The 17511-nt window shown below is 35.9% G+C and carries 18 protein-coding genes; 13 read left to right on the top strand and 5 right to left on the bottom strand.

The features are described from left to right. Positions 1–86: 86 nt before the first annotated feature. The 6 genes from MHB75_RS11385 to MHB75_RS11360 all read left to right on the top strand — a co-directional run bounded on the left by MHB75_RS11385 (position 87) and on the right by MHB75_RS11360 (position 3801). Positions 87–635 (top strand): lysophospholipid acyltransferase family protein, encoded by a 549-nt coding sequence (locus MHB75_RS11385; RefSeq protein ID WP_141274146.1) that lies wholly within the window; start codon positions 87–89, stop codon positions 633–635. Positions 636–782: 147 nt separating this feature from the next. Then, on the top strand, positions 783–1052 hold the full coding sequence (locus tag MHB75_RS11380) for a helix-turn-helix transcriptional regulator (RefSeq protein ID WP_340997796.1): 270 nt from the start codon (positions 783–785) through the stop codon (positions 1050–1052). Between the two features lie 137 nt (positions 1053–1189). Further along, complete coding sequence (gene lepB, locus MHB75_RS11375; protein ID WP_340997794.1) at positions 1190–1738, top strand: signal peptidase I; 549 nt, start codon at positions 1190–1192, stop codon at positions 1736–1738. 14 nt (positions 1739–1752) lie between these two features. Next, on the top strand, positions 1753–2208 hold the full coding sequence (locus tag MHB75_RS11370; RefSeq protein ID WP_340997792.1) for a low molecular weight protein-tyrosine-phosphatase: 456 nt from the start codon (positions 1753–1755) through the stop codon (positions 2206–2208). Positions 2209–2401: 193 nt separating this feature from the next. Next, positions 2402–3118 carry a YebC/PmpR family DNA-binding transcriptional regulator gene (locus MHB75_RS11365; RefSeq protein WP_068450444.1) on the top strand — a complete coding sequence of 239 codons (717 nt, stop codon included), beginning with the start codon at positions 2402–2404 and terminating at the stop codon, positions 3116–3118. A 107-nt stretch (positions 3119–3225) separates the two neighbouring features. Further along, entirely contained in the window at positions 3226–3801 is a 576-nt protein-coding gene (locus tag MHB75_RS11360; RefSeq protein ID WP_340997791.1) for a YdcF family protein, read from the top strand. A gap of 43 nt (positions 3802–3844) precedes the next feature. Here the strand turns inward: MHB75_RS11360 and MHB75_RS11355 are convergent, their stop codons facing one another. Further along, complete coding sequence (locus MHB75_RS11355) at positions 3845–4864, bottom strand: YecA family protein (protein ID WP_340997789.1); 1020 nt, start codon at positions 4862–4864, stop codon at positions 3845–3847. A gap of 191 nt (positions 4865–5055) precedes the next feature. Here MHB75_RS11355 and MHB75_RS11350 point away from each other — a divergent pair, with 191 nt between their 5' ends. From MHB75_RS11350 to MHB75_RS11335, 4 genes are all read left to right on the top strand, one after another. Next, positions 5056–6756 (top strand): M3 family oligoendopeptidase, encoded by a 1701-nt coding sequence (locus MHB75_RS11350; RefSeq protein ID WP_340997787.1) that lies wholly within the window; start codon positions 5056–5058, stop codon positions 6754–6756. A 111-nt stretch (positions 6757–6867) separates the two neighbouring features. After that, positions 6868–7947, top strand: a complete 1080-nt coding sequence (locus MHB75_RS11345; protein WP_068450451.1) for an AI-2E family transporter — start codon at positions 6868–6870, stop codon at positions 7945–7947. Between the two features lie 43 nt (positions 7948–7990). After that, positions 7991–8455 (top strand): hypothetical protein, encoded by a 465-nt coding sequence (locus MHB75_RS11340; protein WP_340997785.1) that lies wholly within the window; start codon positions 7991–7993, stop codon positions 8453–8455. 89 nt (positions 8456–8544) lie between these two features. Continuing rightward, positions 8545–9150, top strand: coding sequence for an alpha/beta hydrolase (locus MHB75_RS11335; protein ID WP_340997783.1), 606 nt, complete (start codon positions 8545–8547; stop codon positions 9148–9150). A 157-nt stretch (positions 9151–9307) separates the two neighbouring features. Here the strand turns inward: MHB75_RS11335 and MHB75_RS11330 are convergent, their stop codons facing one another. From MHB75_RS11330 to MHB75_RS11320, 3 genes are all read right to left on the bottom strand, one after another. Then, positions 9308–11422, bottom strand: a complete 2115-nt coding sequence (locus MHB75_RS11330) for an MMPL family transporter (RefSeq protein WP_340997782.1) — start codon at positions 11420–11422, stop codon at positions 9308–9310. A gap of 220 nt (positions 11423–11642) precedes the next feature. Further along, positions 11643–12644 (bottom strand): inorganic phosphate transporter, encoded by a 1002-nt coding sequence (locus tag MHB75_RS11325; protein ID WP_340997781.1) that lies wholly within the window; start codon positions 12642–12644, stop codon positions 11643–11645. A gap of 11 nt (positions 12645–12655) precedes the next feature. Further along, entirely contained in the window at positions 12656–13276 is a 621-nt protein-coding gene (locus tag MHB75_RS11320; RefSeq protein WP_068450458.1) for a DUF47 domain-containing protein, read from the bottom strand. 363 nt (positions 13277–13639) lie between these two features. On the opposite strand from MHB75_RS11320, the gene fumC reads away from it, so the two are divergent. Together fumC and MHB75_RS11310 are read left to right on the top strand one after the other, a co-directional pair. Continuing rightward, complete coding sequence (fumC, locus tag MHB75_RS11315) at positions 13640–15019, top strand: class II fumarate hydratase (RefSeq protein WP_340997779.1); 1380 nt, start codon at positions 13640–13642, stop codon at positions 15017–15019. Positions 15020–15113: 94 nt separating this feature from the next. After that, a complete protein-coding gene (locus MHB75_RS11310; protein ID WP_141274577.1) occupies positions 15114–15506 on the top strand; it encodes a DUF3139 domain-containing protein in 393 nt (130 codons plus the stop codon). Between the two features lie 99 nt (positions 15507–15605). Here the strand turns inward: MHB75_RS11310 and MHB75_RS11305 are convergent, their stop codons facing one another. After that, positions 15606–16562 (bottom strand): TDT family transporter, encoded by a 957-nt coding sequence (locus tag MHB75_RS11305; protein WP_340997777.1) that lies wholly within the window; start codon positions 16560–16562, stop codon positions 15606–15608. Positions 16563–16674: 112 nt separating this feature from the next. Between MHB75_RS11305 and MHB75_RS11300 the strand changes: the two genes are divergently transcribed. Then, positions 16675–17493, top strand: a complete 819-nt coding sequence (locus MHB75_RS11300) for a LysR family transcriptional regulator (protein ID WP_340997774.1) — start codon at positions 16675–16677, stop codon at positions 17491–17493. The last annotated feature ends 18 nt before the right edge of the window (positions 17494–17511 follow it).

Raw genomic sequence — 17511 nt, 5'->3', positions numbered from 1 at the left:
TATATTTAGAATTGTTTATACTAGTAAAAAGATATAAATTTTTTAATAATAAACGATTAGATTGTTTAAGTATGAAGGAGAGTATTATGTATCGCGTTGTAGGATTTTTAGTTCGATGGTTTTTAGGTATATTCAATAAGGTGAAGGTGTACGGTAGAAATAATTTACCAACTGATGGTGGTTATGTGCTTGCATGTACACATAGTGGCTGGATTGATATGTTGAATCTTGGAATTTCTATCTACCCAAAACCCATTCATTTTATGGCAAAAAAGCAACTGTTCGATCAAAAAGCATTAGGATGGTTCATTACAAAAATGCATGCTTTTCCTGTAGATCGTGATAATCCAGGGCCAAGTGTCGTAAAAGTCCCAATGAAACTAATTAAAGATGGTGAGATTGTTGGGATTTTTCCAAGTGGAACACGAAATGCAGAGGCTTCTAATTTGAAACAAGGTGCAATTACGATTGCACAGCTAAGCAAAGCGCCAATTATTCCAGCTGCATACATAGGACCGAACACACCAAAAGAAGTATTTTCTAAAAAGAAGGGTTACATCATTTATGGTGAACCTATTTATGTCAATGCAAAAGGAAAAGAAGGCAGAGAAGCATATACGCAACTGTTAGAGTAGCAACTTGGGGAGTTACTGACACAATTGCAAGACAACATTAGACAAGACAGCAAGGGATATTTGAATACAAGGGATTTCAAATGAGTCGAGCGAAACATATGGAATGGAGAAATGACAACAAATAAAACAAAATAGGGGTGTAGTGTAATGGTATCAGTAGAGTTATATGAACAAGAAAATAATGTAGTGGTTGAAAAAACGGCATTAGAGAAAATGGCTGAGAAAAGAAGCCAAATTATTTTCAAAAAACGTATGACAGTAGGACTAACACAGTCACAGCTTGCTGAGCGTGCAAATGTTACACAAAAAACAGTAAGTCGAATTGAGCGTGGCGATACAAAGGTGCGTGAAACGACATTACAAAAGGTTTATACAGTGCTTGGCATTACAGCACAACACTTAGAAGAATTAAAATAATAAACTCATGACTATTCAAGCGGAACAAATTCATCGTTTGAATAGTCTTTTTTATAGGAAATAGGGGTATATATTGATTATGAATGTGAGAAAATGTCATAATTAGAAGAACGAAATAACAGAATTAAGGTGATGAAATGGAACAGGAAAAGAAGAAGACGAGTAAGGGTAAAGAGGTTATGTCATGGGTTTGGCCAATTCTAATTGCGATTTTAATTGCAGTGGGTGTACGTTATTTCTTATTTGCACCTGTAACGGTAAAAGGTGAATCAATGGAGAACACATATCATGATAATGATCGTGTAATTATTAGTAAGGTAAGTAAAATTAAGCGTTTTGATGTCATTGTATTTAAGTCGCCAGTGGAAGATGATTACTATATCAAGCGCGTAATCGGTTTACCAGGAGATAATATCGAATTTAAAAACGATGAATTATTTATTAACGGTAAAAAATACAAAGAAGACTATGAACAAGATCATGTAAAGGAATATCAAGCAGATGGATTAAACTTTACAGAAGATTTTACGATGAAGGATGTAACAGGTGATGAGAAAGTACCTGACAACTCTTACTTTGTAATGGGTGATAATCGTCAAAATAGTAGTGACAGTCGTGATTATGGCTTTATTAAAAAGTCAGCTGTTAGTGGCGTTGTACTATTCAAATTCTTCCCTTGGAATTAAGGAGTTTGTAGAATATGAAACATCGTATTTTATTTGTTTGTCTAGGGAATATTTGTCGCTCACCGATGGCTGAAGCTACTTTTCGAGCGATGGTTAAACAAAAAGGTGAGCTGGATGGATGGGTGATTGATTCAGCAGGTACAAGTGGTTGGCATGAAGGAGAGCCTCCACATCGAGGGACGCGTCAAAAGTTAAAAGAACACGCTATTTCAACAGATGGAATGGTTAGCAGACCTCTTGTACAAGAAGATGGGCAAAAATTCGATTACATTGTTTGTATGGATCTCAATAATATCGAACAGACGAAACGAATAATCGGGAAGACCCATGCAAAAATCATGCGCTACTTAGATGTTATAGACGAACCAAAAGATGTACCAGACCCTTATTACACGGGTGATTTTGAAGAAACCTATCAATTGTGTGTGGAAGCAAATCAGCGTTTATATGATGAAATAATGAAGGCATAAAAAAGAGAGTTAATTGATTTCATGTGAGTGAAGTGAATTAGCTCTTTATTTGTTAACAATGATAAATAGGCAATTGAATGAATTTGGTGTATAATACTACAGTAAATTAATGGCTCGTCCATGTCGGGCGACAGTATAACTGCCCACCCGTCGACAATTTAGGTATTCTAATTTTGAAAGAGAGTGAATTTTAATGGGACGTAAGTGGAATAACATTAAGGAAAAGAAAGCCGCAAAAGATAAAGATACTAGTCGAATTAATGCGAAATTTGGTCGTGAAATCTATGTAGCAGCTAAATCAGGCGAACCAGATCCAGTATCAAATGGCGCTTTAAAAATCGTTTTAGAGCGTGCAAAAACATATAGTGTACCAAAACATATTATTGATCGTGCGATTGATAAGGCAAAAGGAAATGTAGACGAAGTTTATGACGAACTACGCTACGAAGGTTTTGGTCCAAATGGTTCAATGGTAATTGTTGATGCCTTAACAAACAACGTAAACCGTACAGCTTCAGACGTTCGTGCAGCATTCGGTAAAAATGGTGGGAACATGGGTGTTAAAGGTTCTGTTGATTATATGTTCAACAAAACAGCTGTATTTGGTGTAGAAGGTAAAACAGCAGATGAATTACTTGAAGTATTCATCATGGCAGACATTGATGTACGCGATGTTTTTGAAGAAGGCGATGTAACGATTGTATATGCAGAACCAACTGATTTTGCACGTGTAGATGAAGCATTAAAAGCAGAAGGTATTGAAGAATTCACAGTTGCTGAAATTTCAATGCTTCCACAAACAGAGGTTCAATTAGACGAAGCGTCGATGGCTCAGTTTGAAAAAATGATTGATGCATTAGAAGAACTAGAAGATGTCCAACAAGTGTATCATAATGTAGAACAAGCCTAATATAGAATGAGGAATCACGATATTTGAAAGTGATTCCTCTTTTTTTATATTACGCAACATACAATTGATTGGAGCGTTCTATATTCTATAGAATAGGAGTGATTTTCATGGGTTGGAAAAAGATAACTTTGTTGAGCTGTCTAGCATCAGGCGTAATCTTTTGGCTTGGTACGGATTATATAATGAATAAAGGTACGAAACCAAAAGCAGATGGTAAAAGCAACTATGCTATCGTATTAGGTGCAAAAGTGAATCCAGGTGCAGTTCCGTCAAAGTCCTTAAAAAATCGTTTAGATGCAGCAGCAGAATACGCTAAACAATATCCACATGTACAACTCATTGTTTCTGGTGGTCAAGGCGATGATGAAGACGAGGCAGAGGCAGTTGTCATGCGTGACTATTTAATCGAGCAAGGGATTGAAGAGCATCGCTTAATTGTAGAAAAGAAATCAACTTCCACCTATGAAAATATTAAATTCTCATCTCAATTCATTCCACTTAATCAAGAAAAAATTACACTGATTACAAATGACTTCCACTTAGCACGCGCACAAATGATTGCAAAACATTTTGGTTTTAATGTAGATGTAGTAGCTGCTCCTACACCGAAAACAATTGAATTTACTGCACGCGCGAGAGAACGCGCAGGTCTTATCTTACAAAAAGTAAAATTATGGCGTTAAAAAAAGAGAGTCGATCCTTTACGGAACGAGCTCTCTTTTTTGATTAAGCTTCTAAAAACTCTGTAATTTGCTTACGGTATTTAGAAAGTGATGAAGCAGAAACACCATAATATTCAGCAACATCTTTTACTTTTGACAAGCCGCCCTCTGGAATCATGTTCGTTGCTTGTCCAGCTAAAATCGCACTTGCTGCAACTGTTTCTGGTTTCTTCGCCTTCACTGTTTCTGAATCTAAGAACTGTTGAAGTTTTTCTAAGAAAGCAGCTGCTTCTAAGTTATATTCAGCTAAGTATTTTTCAGCAAGTGTTTGAACAGATGATTCTTCGTCTGCTACAGCCACTTCTTTTTTCGGAGCTTCTTCTACAACAGCTTCTGTTTCTACAACTTCCGTTGCTTCTTCTTCTACCATTGGCGAATTGCTTTCACCGAATACTTTATACAGTTCGTATGAATCTGTAATACCTGCTTTTAGCTTTTCTAATAAAGCGTTCTTTGTTACTTCGTCATTCTTAGGAATGAATAAAGCAGAACTCTTCACAAGTAAGCCATTTTCACCTAGACGAGGGTCTGGTAATGCGATACCGAACAACCATTCGCCTGGTGTGTTACCTTCAGAAGTTGCAGGGATTTGATATGTCTTGCCATCAACTTCATCTAAAAGTGTAATCACTTTTTCATCATATGATTCAACGTGTGCCAAAATGAAACGAGGATTATGCCAATTTTGGATAATCTCTTTTACTTGCTGACGCATTGTTGTTTCACTTTGGTTTGCAATGAATGCTTGCCATTGCGCTGGTTCTTCAATATATACAGATGTTTCAATGTTAATTGCATTGATTAAAAAATCAGGGAAAACAGAAGAAAGTTCTCCTAGCAATTGTTGATAACGTTGATTCATTTTGTAGTTTGAAGCAGGATTAACCTCTTGGATGAATGTACGCTCTAGACGATTCAATTCATCATTTACTAAGTTCATAAGATTGCCATCCGCATTCTTACCGTGACACTTCTTATATTTTTTACCACTGCCACATGGACATGGATTGTTACGACCTACCAATGTCTAGCACCTCACTTTAAAAATTGGGCATAGAAATAGATTAGCATAAATCTGAGGAAAATATAAGTTCTTAACCTTTATTTTTAAATATAGGAAGAATAAGCACGACAATTCGTTGCAATTTTCCAAAATTTATTGAATAATATAATAAATATTTCGAAAATCGAAAAGAATAGAAAAGAGGAACAGACATGACAATTACATTTGATGAGTATCAATATGCACGACCAGATATTGAAGAAATGAAAAAAGATTTAATGCAACTTGTAACAAAGTTTAAAGAAGCTTCAACAGTAGAAGAACAGGAACAAGTACTGGATGAAATCAATGTTATTCGCAATCACTACGGAACAATGGATAATATCGCATATATTCGTTCTTCAATCGACACGAACGATACATATTACCGTAAAGAGCGTGAATTTTTAGATGAAAACGGTCCAATTCTACAAGAAGTGCAAACAGCTTGTTATGAAGCGTTAGTCAATTCGAAATTCCGTAAAGAATTAGAAGAGAAGTATGGTTCACAGCTCTTTTCTTTAGCTGATTATGTATTAAAAGGTTTTTCAAAAGAAGTCATTGAACTGATGCAACAAGAAAATAAACTAAGTACGGAGTATTCAAACTTAATTGCTTCGGCTCAAATTGAGTTTCAAGGTGAAACATATACATTGGCACAACTTGCACCATTTGCTGAATCAAAAGATCGTGCAACGCGTAAAGTAGCACGCGATGCAAGTTCATCATTCTTCGCAAAACATGAAGCAGAGTTTGATCGCATCTATGATGAATTAGTAAAAAATCGTCATGCACAGGCAGTTAAGTTAGGCTATAAAAACTATGTGGAGTTAGGCTATGTCCGTATGAACCGCGTCGACTATAATGCAGAGATGATAAAAGGATATCGCGATCAAATTCGAGATGTTGTCGTACCATATGTGACGGAATTACGTGAACGTCAGCGTAAAAGAATTGGTGTTGATACATTAAAATTCTGTGATGAAGCATTCACATATGCGACAGGAAATCCAACACCAAAAGGTGATGCTGAATGGATTGTTGCACAAGGTGCACAAATGTATAAAGAACTGTCACCGCAAACGAATGAATTCTTCCGTTACATGCAAGAGCGTAACTTAATGGACCTAGTTGCGAAAAAAGGAAAGCAAGGTGGCGGTTACTGCACATTCATCGAAGATTATGAGTCACCATTTATTTTCTCTAACTTTAATGGAACATCAGGAGATATTGATGTTTTAACACATGAAGCAGGTCATGCATTCCAAGTATATTCAAGTCGTCATATTGGTATTCCAGAGTATTTATGGCCGACTTCTGAATCAGCAGAAATTCATTCGATGAGTATGGAATTCTTCACATGGCCTTGGATGGAGCTATTCTTCAAAGAAGACACAGAGAAATATAAATTCTCACATCTTGAAAGTGGATTAATGTTCTTGCCATATGGTGTATCTGTCGATGAATTCCAACATGTTGTGTACGAGAATCCAGAGATGACACCTGACGAGCGTAAAGCTGCATGGCGCGAAATCGAGAAGAAATATTTACCACATCGTGATTATGATGGCGATGCGTATTTAGAGAAGGGTGGCTTCTGGCAACGCCAAGGTCATATTTTTGCAAGTCCATTCTATTACATCGATTATACATTAGCGCAAGTATGTGCATTCCAATTCTGGAAACGTTCACGAGAGGATTATCAAGCAGCATGGAAAGATTATTTAGCACTGTGTCGCTTAGGCGGTTCAAAGTCTTTCACAAAGCTAGTTGAGGCAGCTCATTTAACGTCTCCATTTGAAGCAGGATGTTTAGAAGATGTTGTAGTAGCGATTAAAGCATATTTAGATAATGTTGATGATACGAAATTATAAATAAATGAGATGGGAAATCGTAAATAAAACGATTTCTCATTTTTTTGATGTTAGATTTTCCTATTCTGTGGAAATATTCTATAATATGTACAAGAAATGGAGTGATGTACGTTGACGAAAAAAGTGTGGTTCCAAGCAGGTATTGGACTCCTTTTAACATTATTAATTATTAAGTATTTTATGGAGATTAAACATATCTTCTATCCAATCGCTGTTATTCTAAGTGCGATTTTTACACCTTTATTAATTGGTGGGGTTTTGTTCTACATTACGGAACCGCTACAACGTTTTTTAGAGAAAAAGAAATTTCCGCGTTGGTCGAGTATTCTCAGTATCTTCTTACTACTGATTGGATTAGTGGCAATCTTTGTATCATATGTATGGCCATTAATTGCTACTCAGCTGAATAACTTCTTAGCTGCATTACCAGGATTCATCGACGAAGTAACAAAGTGGTCGAAATATGTCGTGAACCAACGTGAGCATTTACCAGAACAAGTTCAAAAATCGATTGATGGAGCGATTAATGGAATTAAGGATTATGCACTATCAACGAGTAAATTTGTACTTGATGTGATTTCAAAAGTCGTTGCCTGGGCATTTGTTCTGATTTTAATTCCATTCTTCTTTGGCTATATGCTAAAAGATCATGAGAAATTTGCACCGCGTATTTATAATTTGTTTACAGGTAGTCGCCGTGAGTGGGTTAAGAAGACGATTGCAGATGTGAATGAAGTGCTACGTAGCTACATTCAAGGTCAGTTATTAATTAGTTTCTTACTTGCGCTCATGATGTTCATTGGTTATTTAATCATTGGTTTAGACTATGCATTATTATTAGTGATTTTCGCATTCTTTATGAATATCATTCCATTCATTGGACCATGGATTGCCTTTATTCCGGCACTTGTAATTGGTTTTCTAGATAGTCCAATTCAAGCATTATGGGTATGTGTTGTGACACTTGTTGCGCAACAAATTGATGGTAACTTGATTACGCCGAATGTAATGGGGAAAACATTAGATATTCATCCATTAACAGTTATTACGATTATTTTAGCAGCAGGAAATATCGCTGGTTTCCTCGGTATTCTGTTAGGTGTACCTTTCTATGCAGTTATGAAGGCAATTATCAAAAATATTTATGCGCGTCGATTAGAAATTCGGAAAGCCGTCACCAAAGAAATATAAGGAGTGTTATACTTAATAACAACTGATTTTAAAGGAGTTTATTATGCTAACATTTGAAGAAAAAAAAGAGGTTATCCGTCGCTTTCCAGAATTAACGGAAAAACCGATTTCAATGAATCGCTTGAACTATCATTTTGAAGGTAGTCGCTACGAGAAGAAAATTGTTGTAGAGAAGTTACATCCGAATGGTAATGGCTTTGTCTATGTAGGGGATTTACTTGCTTATGATGCAGATGATCGTGGTCTTGTGAACATTCGTGACTTTGATGAAACACAATTAGTTGAAGTAATCGAAGATGCAATTATGTATTTATCAGAAGTAGATGAACCGAAAGAAGAAGTTGTCATTGAAGAAAGCTGGAAGAACAATAAAAATGACCAATTACTTCTTGTACATGAAGAACCATTTTGGAATGTGTACCATGCATTCAACTTAGAAGAAAGCTTTGGAACGAAAGAAGATGCAGAACAGTATCTACGTGAAGAAGGCTTTAAAAAAGAGAAATAATAGAAGAAGGAGCGAGTTCATTGACGAACTTGCTCTTTTTTTATATAATTATCTTGAATTCGAGATAATTATGAAGAGGGGGGATTTAAATGGAACATATATTTATAAAAGGATCAAATGAACAAGCCCCAACATTTTTATTACTACATGGAACAGGTGGTAATGAAAAAGATTTACTTGGTTTAGGACGAGAGATGAATCCAGAAGCATCATTACTTGGTGTACGAGGCAGCGAAGTAGAGAATGGTATGCCGCGCTTTTTCAAACGTCTAGGAATGGGTGTTTTTGATTTAGATAATTTAGAACTACGTACAAAAGAATTAGCAGCGTTTATTGATGAAGCAGCGAAAGAGTATGATTTTGATCGTGACAATGTCATTGCGATCGGCTATTCAAATGGGGCGAATATTGCTGCGAACCTATTTTTCCAAGTAGGAAAAGTCGTAAAAGGCGCAATTTTACATCATCCAATGATTCCACGTGAAGATGTGACGTTACCAGACCTTACAGGGCTGCGTGTATTTATTACAGCAGGAGAAAACGATCAGATGTGTCCAATTGAGCAATCAACGGGCTTAAAAGACTATTTAGAGGACGCAGGAGCGGATGTAAAAATGTATTGGCATCAATACGGTCATCAATTAACAATGGATGAAGTACAAGCTGCAAAAGAATGGGTAGAGCGTTCTTTTTAAAATGATTCAATAAATAAACGAGCCTGGGACATAAGTGTAAAAAACACATTCCACATGAGCATAAGAAAAACTGGAATCGCGCTGTGGCGCGGTTCCAGTTTTTCGTTGCGAACTCTAAAAAGGGAAGATGACATGTTTTATTCCAGGCTCGTTTTAATTATTTTGCATTTCTTTTGTTTTTACGGAATGGTAACCACCAGTTCCAATCCCCGAATAACTTCATTAAACTTGGTACAAGAAGAAGACGTATGATTGTAGCATCAATTGCGATAGCAATCGCAATCGCAACACCAATTTGTTTCACAGGCATAATATCTGTAAATGCAAACGAACCTGTTAATACAATCATAATGAGTGCTGCAGATGTGATGATTTTACTTGTTTGCGTTAAACCATCAATTGTAGCTTTCGCGTTACTACTTCCTTTTTCATATTCTTCTTGAATACGAGAAATTAAAAATACTTCATAGTCCATACTCAATCCGAATACAAGACAGAATGTAATGACAGGAATGATTAAAACAATACTACCTGCATCTAATCCAAAGTGACCGTATTGGAAGATATATACGAGTAAACCGAATGCAGCAGTTAGTCCAAAGATATTCATAATAATCGCTTTTAAAGGGATAATAATCGAGCGGAAAGCGATTAAAAGAATAATGAACGTCGTCACGATAATAATGAGGCCTGCTTCAACAACATGATCTGAAATTTCATCGAAGATTTCTTGATTATATTTCGGCGCACCGGCTAATTTAAAGTTTGGTTTTGACCAATCACGCGCCCATTGTTGTGCTTCAGAAGAATCACCCGCTACATTTAATGTAATTGGAATCATTAATTGATCTTTATGGATGAAAGCATCCTGTGCTTTTTCTAGACTCGTTTTCGCCTGTGGGATTTGACTAGCTTGATTCCATTCTTTTACCGTTTTAATATCTGCTGTTGTGAATGCAGTTTTTACATCTTTTACGAGTGAGTCTTTCTCGAGTTTTTTCTGAAGTGAAAGAATCTCTTTACGACCACCATCGTTATCCCAGCCATCTTTACGTTCAACTAAGGCATAAACAGTTGATTGGCTATCTAATTTAAACTCTTTATCTAATTTTTCATATGCGACACGTGCATCATATGTTTTTGGTAGTGCATCAATTTGTGGAATTGTTAGTTTAATATCCTTAATCGGAATCATCATAAGCACAAGTACTGCAAGTGATGCGATGACAACGAGTACAGGTCGCTTCATAACTGTTGAAGCGAAAGCATGCCAACGTGAGGTAGCAGTTGGTTTCACACGAATAATTGTCCACTTGTTTAGACGATCACCTAGTAGTGTTAAAATTGCTGGAGATAATGTCAGAGCTGTAAAAACAGCGAAGAATACAACAACTGAACCACCCAATGCGATATTTTCAAATAGTTCGACGCGAATAACACTAATCGCAGCTAGACCAATCATGACACAAATAGCAGAGAAGATAATGGATTTACCCGCTGTTTGAATCGCGATTTGAACAGCATGCTCGACAGATGTTCGTTGTCTTTCTTCTCGATAACGATTAATGAAGAGTAGCGAGAAGTCGATGCTTAAGGCAAGTCCGAGCATTGGAATAATATTTAAAATGTAGACGGACAGCGAAATAGAATCACCGATAATTACCATTGCAAAGAATGTCACGATAATCGTAGAAATCCCGATTAAAATAGGAAGAATCGAAGCGACAACAGAACCGAATGCTAATAGTAGAACAATGACTGCGATTGGTAAACCGATTAATTCTGCTTGCATTAAGTCTTTTTGACTCGCTTCATTCATATCTTTTGAAATGACAGGTCCACCTGTATATTCAATATTTTTGTCATCTTTTGTGAGATTACGAACATGTTCTACCACAGGACCTAAATCTTGAGAACTTTCATCAAAGTTTAAAACTGCATACGACAGGTTTTTAGAATATTGATCTTTTTCTTTGAGAGGTGAAATGATGGAGTCAATTTCAGGCTCTTCTTTTTTTAATTCATCCAATGTACTTTTAATTTTCTTATCAGATACATCGTTAAAAACAACAAGAATAGAATCAGCAGGTACATCAAAATTTTTGTTTAGTTCTTTCATGACAGCTTGATGTTCAGCATCTACTTTGAAGCCGTCACCCTTTAAATAATCGGGAATTTTGACTGCGAAGAAAGCACTGATGACGATGAAAATCACCCAGAGAGCGACAATACTTTTCGCATGTTTCGTAATAAATTGTGAGTAGCGAACCATGGTGACACCCTTTCTAACATACTTTGCTTTCAGTTTACAAAATTTCAAAAAGGAATACGAATAAAAGAAATCACTTTTTTACCGTTTTAGAAGATTAAAAGGAATAGATGTATTTTCGAGAATTATTTGGTAAACAGAAAAAGTACGGAACAAAATAAGTCGAGTGCTCGCAACAAAAAAAGAAATCACGCCATCGCGCAATTTCTTTGTGAGTAGACTTTTATAAGAATAGATTGAAAAATAGGAAGATTAATGCACCAAGTGCTGCTGAAATTGGCAGTGTAATAATCCATGTAATGACGATATTTCGCGCCACACCCCATTTAACGCCTTTGACATTTTGCGCTGTACCTACACCCATAATAGAAGATGAAATGACATGTGTTGTCGAAACCGGTAAATGAATTTGTGTTGCACCGAAAATGATTAAAGCAGAAGATAAATCAGCTGCTACGCCGTTTACTGGACGAATCTTCATGATCTTACCACCAACTGTTTTGATGATTTTATAACCACCAATTGATGTACCAAGCCCCATCGCAGTTGCTGCAGCAATTCGTACCCACATTGGTACGCCAGCATCTGCTGATAAATAGCCACCAGACATTAAGGCAAGAGCGATAATCCCCATTGATTTTTGTGCATCATTTGTTCCGTGTGAGAAAGACTGAAGTGCAGCAGTCGCAATCTGTACATGACGGAAACGTTTATTTGAGCGATACAAGTTACGATTTTTAAAGATGACCTTGAATAGAGACATCATTAAAAATCCTAAAATAATTGCCATGAATGGTGATAGAATTAACGCCTTAATAATTGTAAGGAAACCTTCAAAATTAATAACGCCCATACCACCAGCGATGACAGCAGCACCTGCAAGTGAGCCAATTAAAGCATGCGATGAACTAGAAGGGATACCAAAGTACCACGTTGCTAAGTTCCAAATAATCGCGGAAAGTAATGCTGCTAAAATGATAACGACACCATGATTTAAAGCAAATGGGTCTACAATGTCTTTAGCGATTGCAGTTGCCACACCTGTAAAAGTGATTGCACCGACAAAGTTCATTATAGCAGCCATTGTTACAGCCACTCTAGGCGATAATGCACGCGTAGAAACGGCTGTAGCAATGGCATTTGCAGTATCATGAAAGCCATTGATAAAGTCGAACGTAAGTGCAGCGATGACGACGACGATTGTTAATAGAAATACAGTATCCATTTCGACATCTCCTATGCGTTACGCATGATAATTGTATCCATCGCATTGGCTACGTTTTGGCAGTAGTCAGCTACTTCTTCAAGTTGTTCGTAAATATCTTTGAATTGTGTAATACGAATTGGATCTTTTTCATGTGAGAATAATTGTTTGATTGATGTACGTAATACCTCGTCACATTTACGTTCGTAGTCTTTAATAACAATTGCGTGTTCACGCATGTTTAACAATTTACGATTTAATAAATGTTTCATCGCAGCGACAATTTCATCTGTGCTAAGTGTGATGTACTTTAAGAAATCACGCATGTAGTCATCTACTTCTGTTAACGAGAACATCTCAAAGTGTGCAATACATCCTTCAATTCCATCTAAAATATCATCCATACGAACGGCTAACTCTAAAATATCTTCACGTTCGATTGGCGTCATAAATGATTTATTTAACATTTGGATTAACTGATGAATCAGTTTATCACCATCTGTTTCGTATTTTTTCAGTGTAACGCTAAGTTCCTTTAAATCAGCGATGCTTGTGATGCGAAAATCGTCTGCATAGTGTGATGCAGCATTTAGGTTTTCAGCAATTTGATAAAGTGCGGCAAAGAATGGATCTTCTTTTTTTGAGCTGAACATGTAAATCCTCCTAGTTTGAAACAACCATATAAGTTTTTAAACGCAACTATAATAATAACAAATTCAAAACGAATACCGTATAAAAAAAGCAATTAATCTTAATAAAATTTACAATCTTGTAACATACATATTTAGGGAAATACGGCTTATAGATTGATGTGGTGCATATTCAAGAAACAGTTGTTTATTTAAATAGGAAGAGTTTATATAAAAGTAGGCAAAAATCTATAAAGGTTACAAAAAGTAAGTTAAAAACTAGTTTGCGTTCCATTTCGACTTACTTCAAGCAAATGGCAAGATAAAACTTCTTAAAAGCGTTATGATAAAAGAGTAGTACAGATTGAAGAAATGGAGATGAACAATATGGAATATCGTATTGAACATGATTCTATGGGAGAAATCAAAGTCCCAGCAAATAGTAAATGGGGCGCTCAAACGCAAAGAAGTACAGAAAATTTCCGCATCGGTTCAGACCGCATGCCAATTACTTTTATACATGCATATGCGATTTTGAAAAAATCAGTCGCAAAAGTTTGTGTTGATTTAGGAACACTTTCAGAAGCGAAAGCTGAAGCTATCACTTTTGCAGCAGATGAAATCATTGCAGGTAAATATGACAACCAATTCCCTCTTGTTATTTATCAAACAGGTTCAGGTACACAGACGAACATGAATGTGAATGAAGTCATTGCACATATCGGTAATGAATATCTAGCTGAAAAAGGTGTAGAAGAACGTCTACATCCAAATGATGATGTTAATAAATCTCAATCTTCAAATGACTCTTTCCCAACAGCGATGCATATCGCAACTTCTCTAGCTGTTGAACATAATTTATTACCTGCTTTAGCGCAAATTAAAGCAACACTACAAGCGAAATCAGAAGAATTTATGCACTTAATTAAAATCGGTCGTACACATCTACAAGACGCGACACCTCTTACATTAGGACAAGAAGTAAGTGGTTGGTTGTATATGGTTGAAGCGTCTGAAAAGATGATTCGAGAAGCCGCACAACATATGCGCGAATTAGCGATTGGCGGTACAGCAGTTGGTACGGGATTAAATGCACCAGAAGGATTCGATGAAAAAGTAGTCGCTGAAATTTCAAAACAAACAGGTCTTGATTTTGTTCCTTCTCCAAATAAATTCCATGCACTTACATCACACGATCAAATTACAACGACACATGGTGCGATGAAAGCGTTAGCAGCAGACTTAATGAAAATTGCGAATGATGTACGTTGGTTAGCGTCTGGTCCACGTTCAGGTTTTGGTGAAATCTCGATTCCAGAAAATGAACCAGGTTCTTCAATCATGCCAGGTAAAGTCAACCCAACTCAATGTGAAGCTGTCACAATGGTAGCCGTACAAGTAATGGGGAATGATGTGACAATTGGCTTTGCGGCTTCACAAGGTAACTTTGAATTGAATGTCTTTAAGCCAGTGATTTTACACAACTTCATGCAGTCTGTTGAACTATTATCAGATGCAATTCGTAGCTTTAATGAGCATTGTTTAGTAGGGATTACGGCGAATGAAGATAAGCTAGAACATTTCTTAAACAATTCACTAATGCTTGTAACAGCTTTAAATCCTCATATTGGCTATGAAAATGCAGCGAAAATTGCGAAGTTAGCGCACAAAGAAGGCTTAACTTTAAAAGAAGCTGCGATTCAAAGTGGTCTATTAACAGAAGAACAATTCAACGAATGGGTTGTTCCAAGTAAGATGATTAAATAACTAAAAAAGCGTATAGGTGAAAAGCACGATTCTTTTCATCTATGCGTTTCTTTTTGTGTAAATATGTTATTTTATAGAAAAGGAGGGGATTTATATGAAAAAGTTATTTTATACGTTAGCAATTATAATTGGAATTTGTATCATTGTTGTACCACTGCTATTTATTTTTGTGTTGAATAACGGCAACCCTTATACAAAATACATAGTAGAAAAACATGTCCCGAATCATTTAGAACAGCAAGGTTACACAGAAAAAGATTTACATGAACAAGTTTATGTAGAACCAAAAGAAGCTTCACATGACGATTTTTATCAAGGACAGTATAAAGTAATTTTTAAAGATGAACCGAATATAACGTATTACTATGGTGTCATGAAAAAGGGCAAAGAAGTACAACAGTTTTGTGAAAAAGAAATAGTACAAAATGATGAAACCGAATATATTACAACAACTACAAAACATAGTGAAGATAACTGTACAAAATAGTATATAAGTGTGAAAAATACTATTTCATATAGACATAAAAAAACTGGAATCACGCTGTGGCGCGGTTCCAGTTTTTCATTGTAAACTCTAAATATTTCATTAAATTTCAATTTCTTTTTTAACAGTCTTTGCAACAGGTGCTTCTTTCTTTTGAATGAATAAGAAAGCAAGGTAGCGCACAAACACAATCCCTGTAATGACAATAGCGATAGCCACTTCTGTATAAGCGACAAATTGGAAGTAAGGCCATTGTAGAACATCATGTGCAAGTGTTGTTGCAATCCCTGTAATCACAAGAGGGAATGTGAATGCTGCAAAGCTTGGATAGAAGGCTAGTTTGAAAATATTGTGTAAGAAATACAGTGCGAAAAAGAATAGAATCTGACTAACGATTAAACTACTAGCTACAATAGTTGTATTCGGTACATCTGTAATTGCTAAATAGCCAGCTAAACATAGTGATGTAGGTGCAGTTAAGATTGTTAGAAGTGGCATAGCAGCAAGCTCATTGTAATGTGTTTTAATCAAACGGTAAATCATCAGTGGTACGAGTACGACGTAATTAATAATCGCTAGTACGAAGAAGATTTGACCGATTAATAAATTGAATGTTGGCGATGTGAATGTAATAACGCCAATTCCAATATACGTGATGAACCAGCTAGGGTATAAGCTCTGTAATGTTAAATCATGTTTAATGACAAAGTGATAAGTGAAGTGTGCCATAAAACCGAGATGTAACACAATCGCACCATACCATAGAACATTAGCTAATAAGATAAAATTTTCAAATTGATGAATGTATGCAGCAATACCGAATGTTGCCATTGTAAATGTTGGTGCAACAGCTGCAATCATTGGATTTTTTAATTCTTGTTTAATTGATTGGAAGTCCATTACAACGCGTAGTGTAAGGAATGCAGTTAGTAGAATAGCGATCCATACGAAGATATGCCCCACTAAGTCGAATTGGCGTTGTAACATAAAGTTTCCAAGTGATACAATCGCTAAAATGAGACCAGCCATTGGAATCGGAATTTTTTTGATGAATGACATCGAATCATCTCTTTCTTAGTTGATACCTATATTATAAATTGAAATATATTATAATAAAAATAAATTATTAAAATCATAATTATTACAAAAATTAATAATAGGAGTGGAAAATATGTTTCAGCGTTTTACAATTTTTATGCAGGCATATAAATTACGGAATTTTTCAGAAGTCGCGAATGCATTATTCATTTCGCAACCAACAGTTTCTGTCCAACTAAAAAAGCTTGAAGAAGAACTACATGTTACGCTATTTATTCGACAAGGACCGAAAGAAGTCATCCCGACAGAAGAAGCAGACTATTTATATCGCCAGCTATTAAATTTACGTGACGAATGGGATCATGTATTAGAGCAACTACAGCATATTAAAGAGAAGAAGGAAGTATGTGTTATTGCATGTTCCAATACATGTGCCACGAATTATATGCCGCGTATATATCGTGATTTACAAGATGCTTTTCCGAATATTATTTTTGAATTGAAGCAGATGAATTCAGACGATGTGATGAAGCAGATGGAACAGCATGAGGCGCATATTGGCTTAATTGAAAAACCACTTATGCATGAAACATTTCGACGTTTTCCAATCTTTGAAGATGAGCTAGTGTTAGCGGGGAAAAAGGACGCGAAACAGTGGCTGATGAGGGAAGCAGAGTCGGGTATTTATTATTACAATCAACGTTTTTTAGAAGAACAAAACGTCTATTTACCGATTTTAAAAGTGAATTCAAATGCCTTAATTGTAGAATTATTAAAGCAGGGAGAAGGTCTCACTATTTTATCGAAAGATTCGCTTGTACCAGACATTCCATATGATGAACATTATACGTATCATCGTCTTTTCTATTGTGTAACGAGAACACATCCATCCAGGAGCCAAATGAATGATTTAAATGCTTATATAGAAGAAAAATATGCATTAAAAAAATGAGATTCAATTAAGAATCTC

The organism is Kurthia sp. FSL E2-0154 (assembly GCF_038003625.1).
Taxonomy (GTDB): Bacteria; Bacillota; Bacilli; order Bacillales_A; family Planococcaceae; genus Kurthia; species Kurthia gibsonii.
Note: the sequence above shows the minus strand (reverse complement) of the source record. Positions and strands in the feature narration are given on the sequence as shown.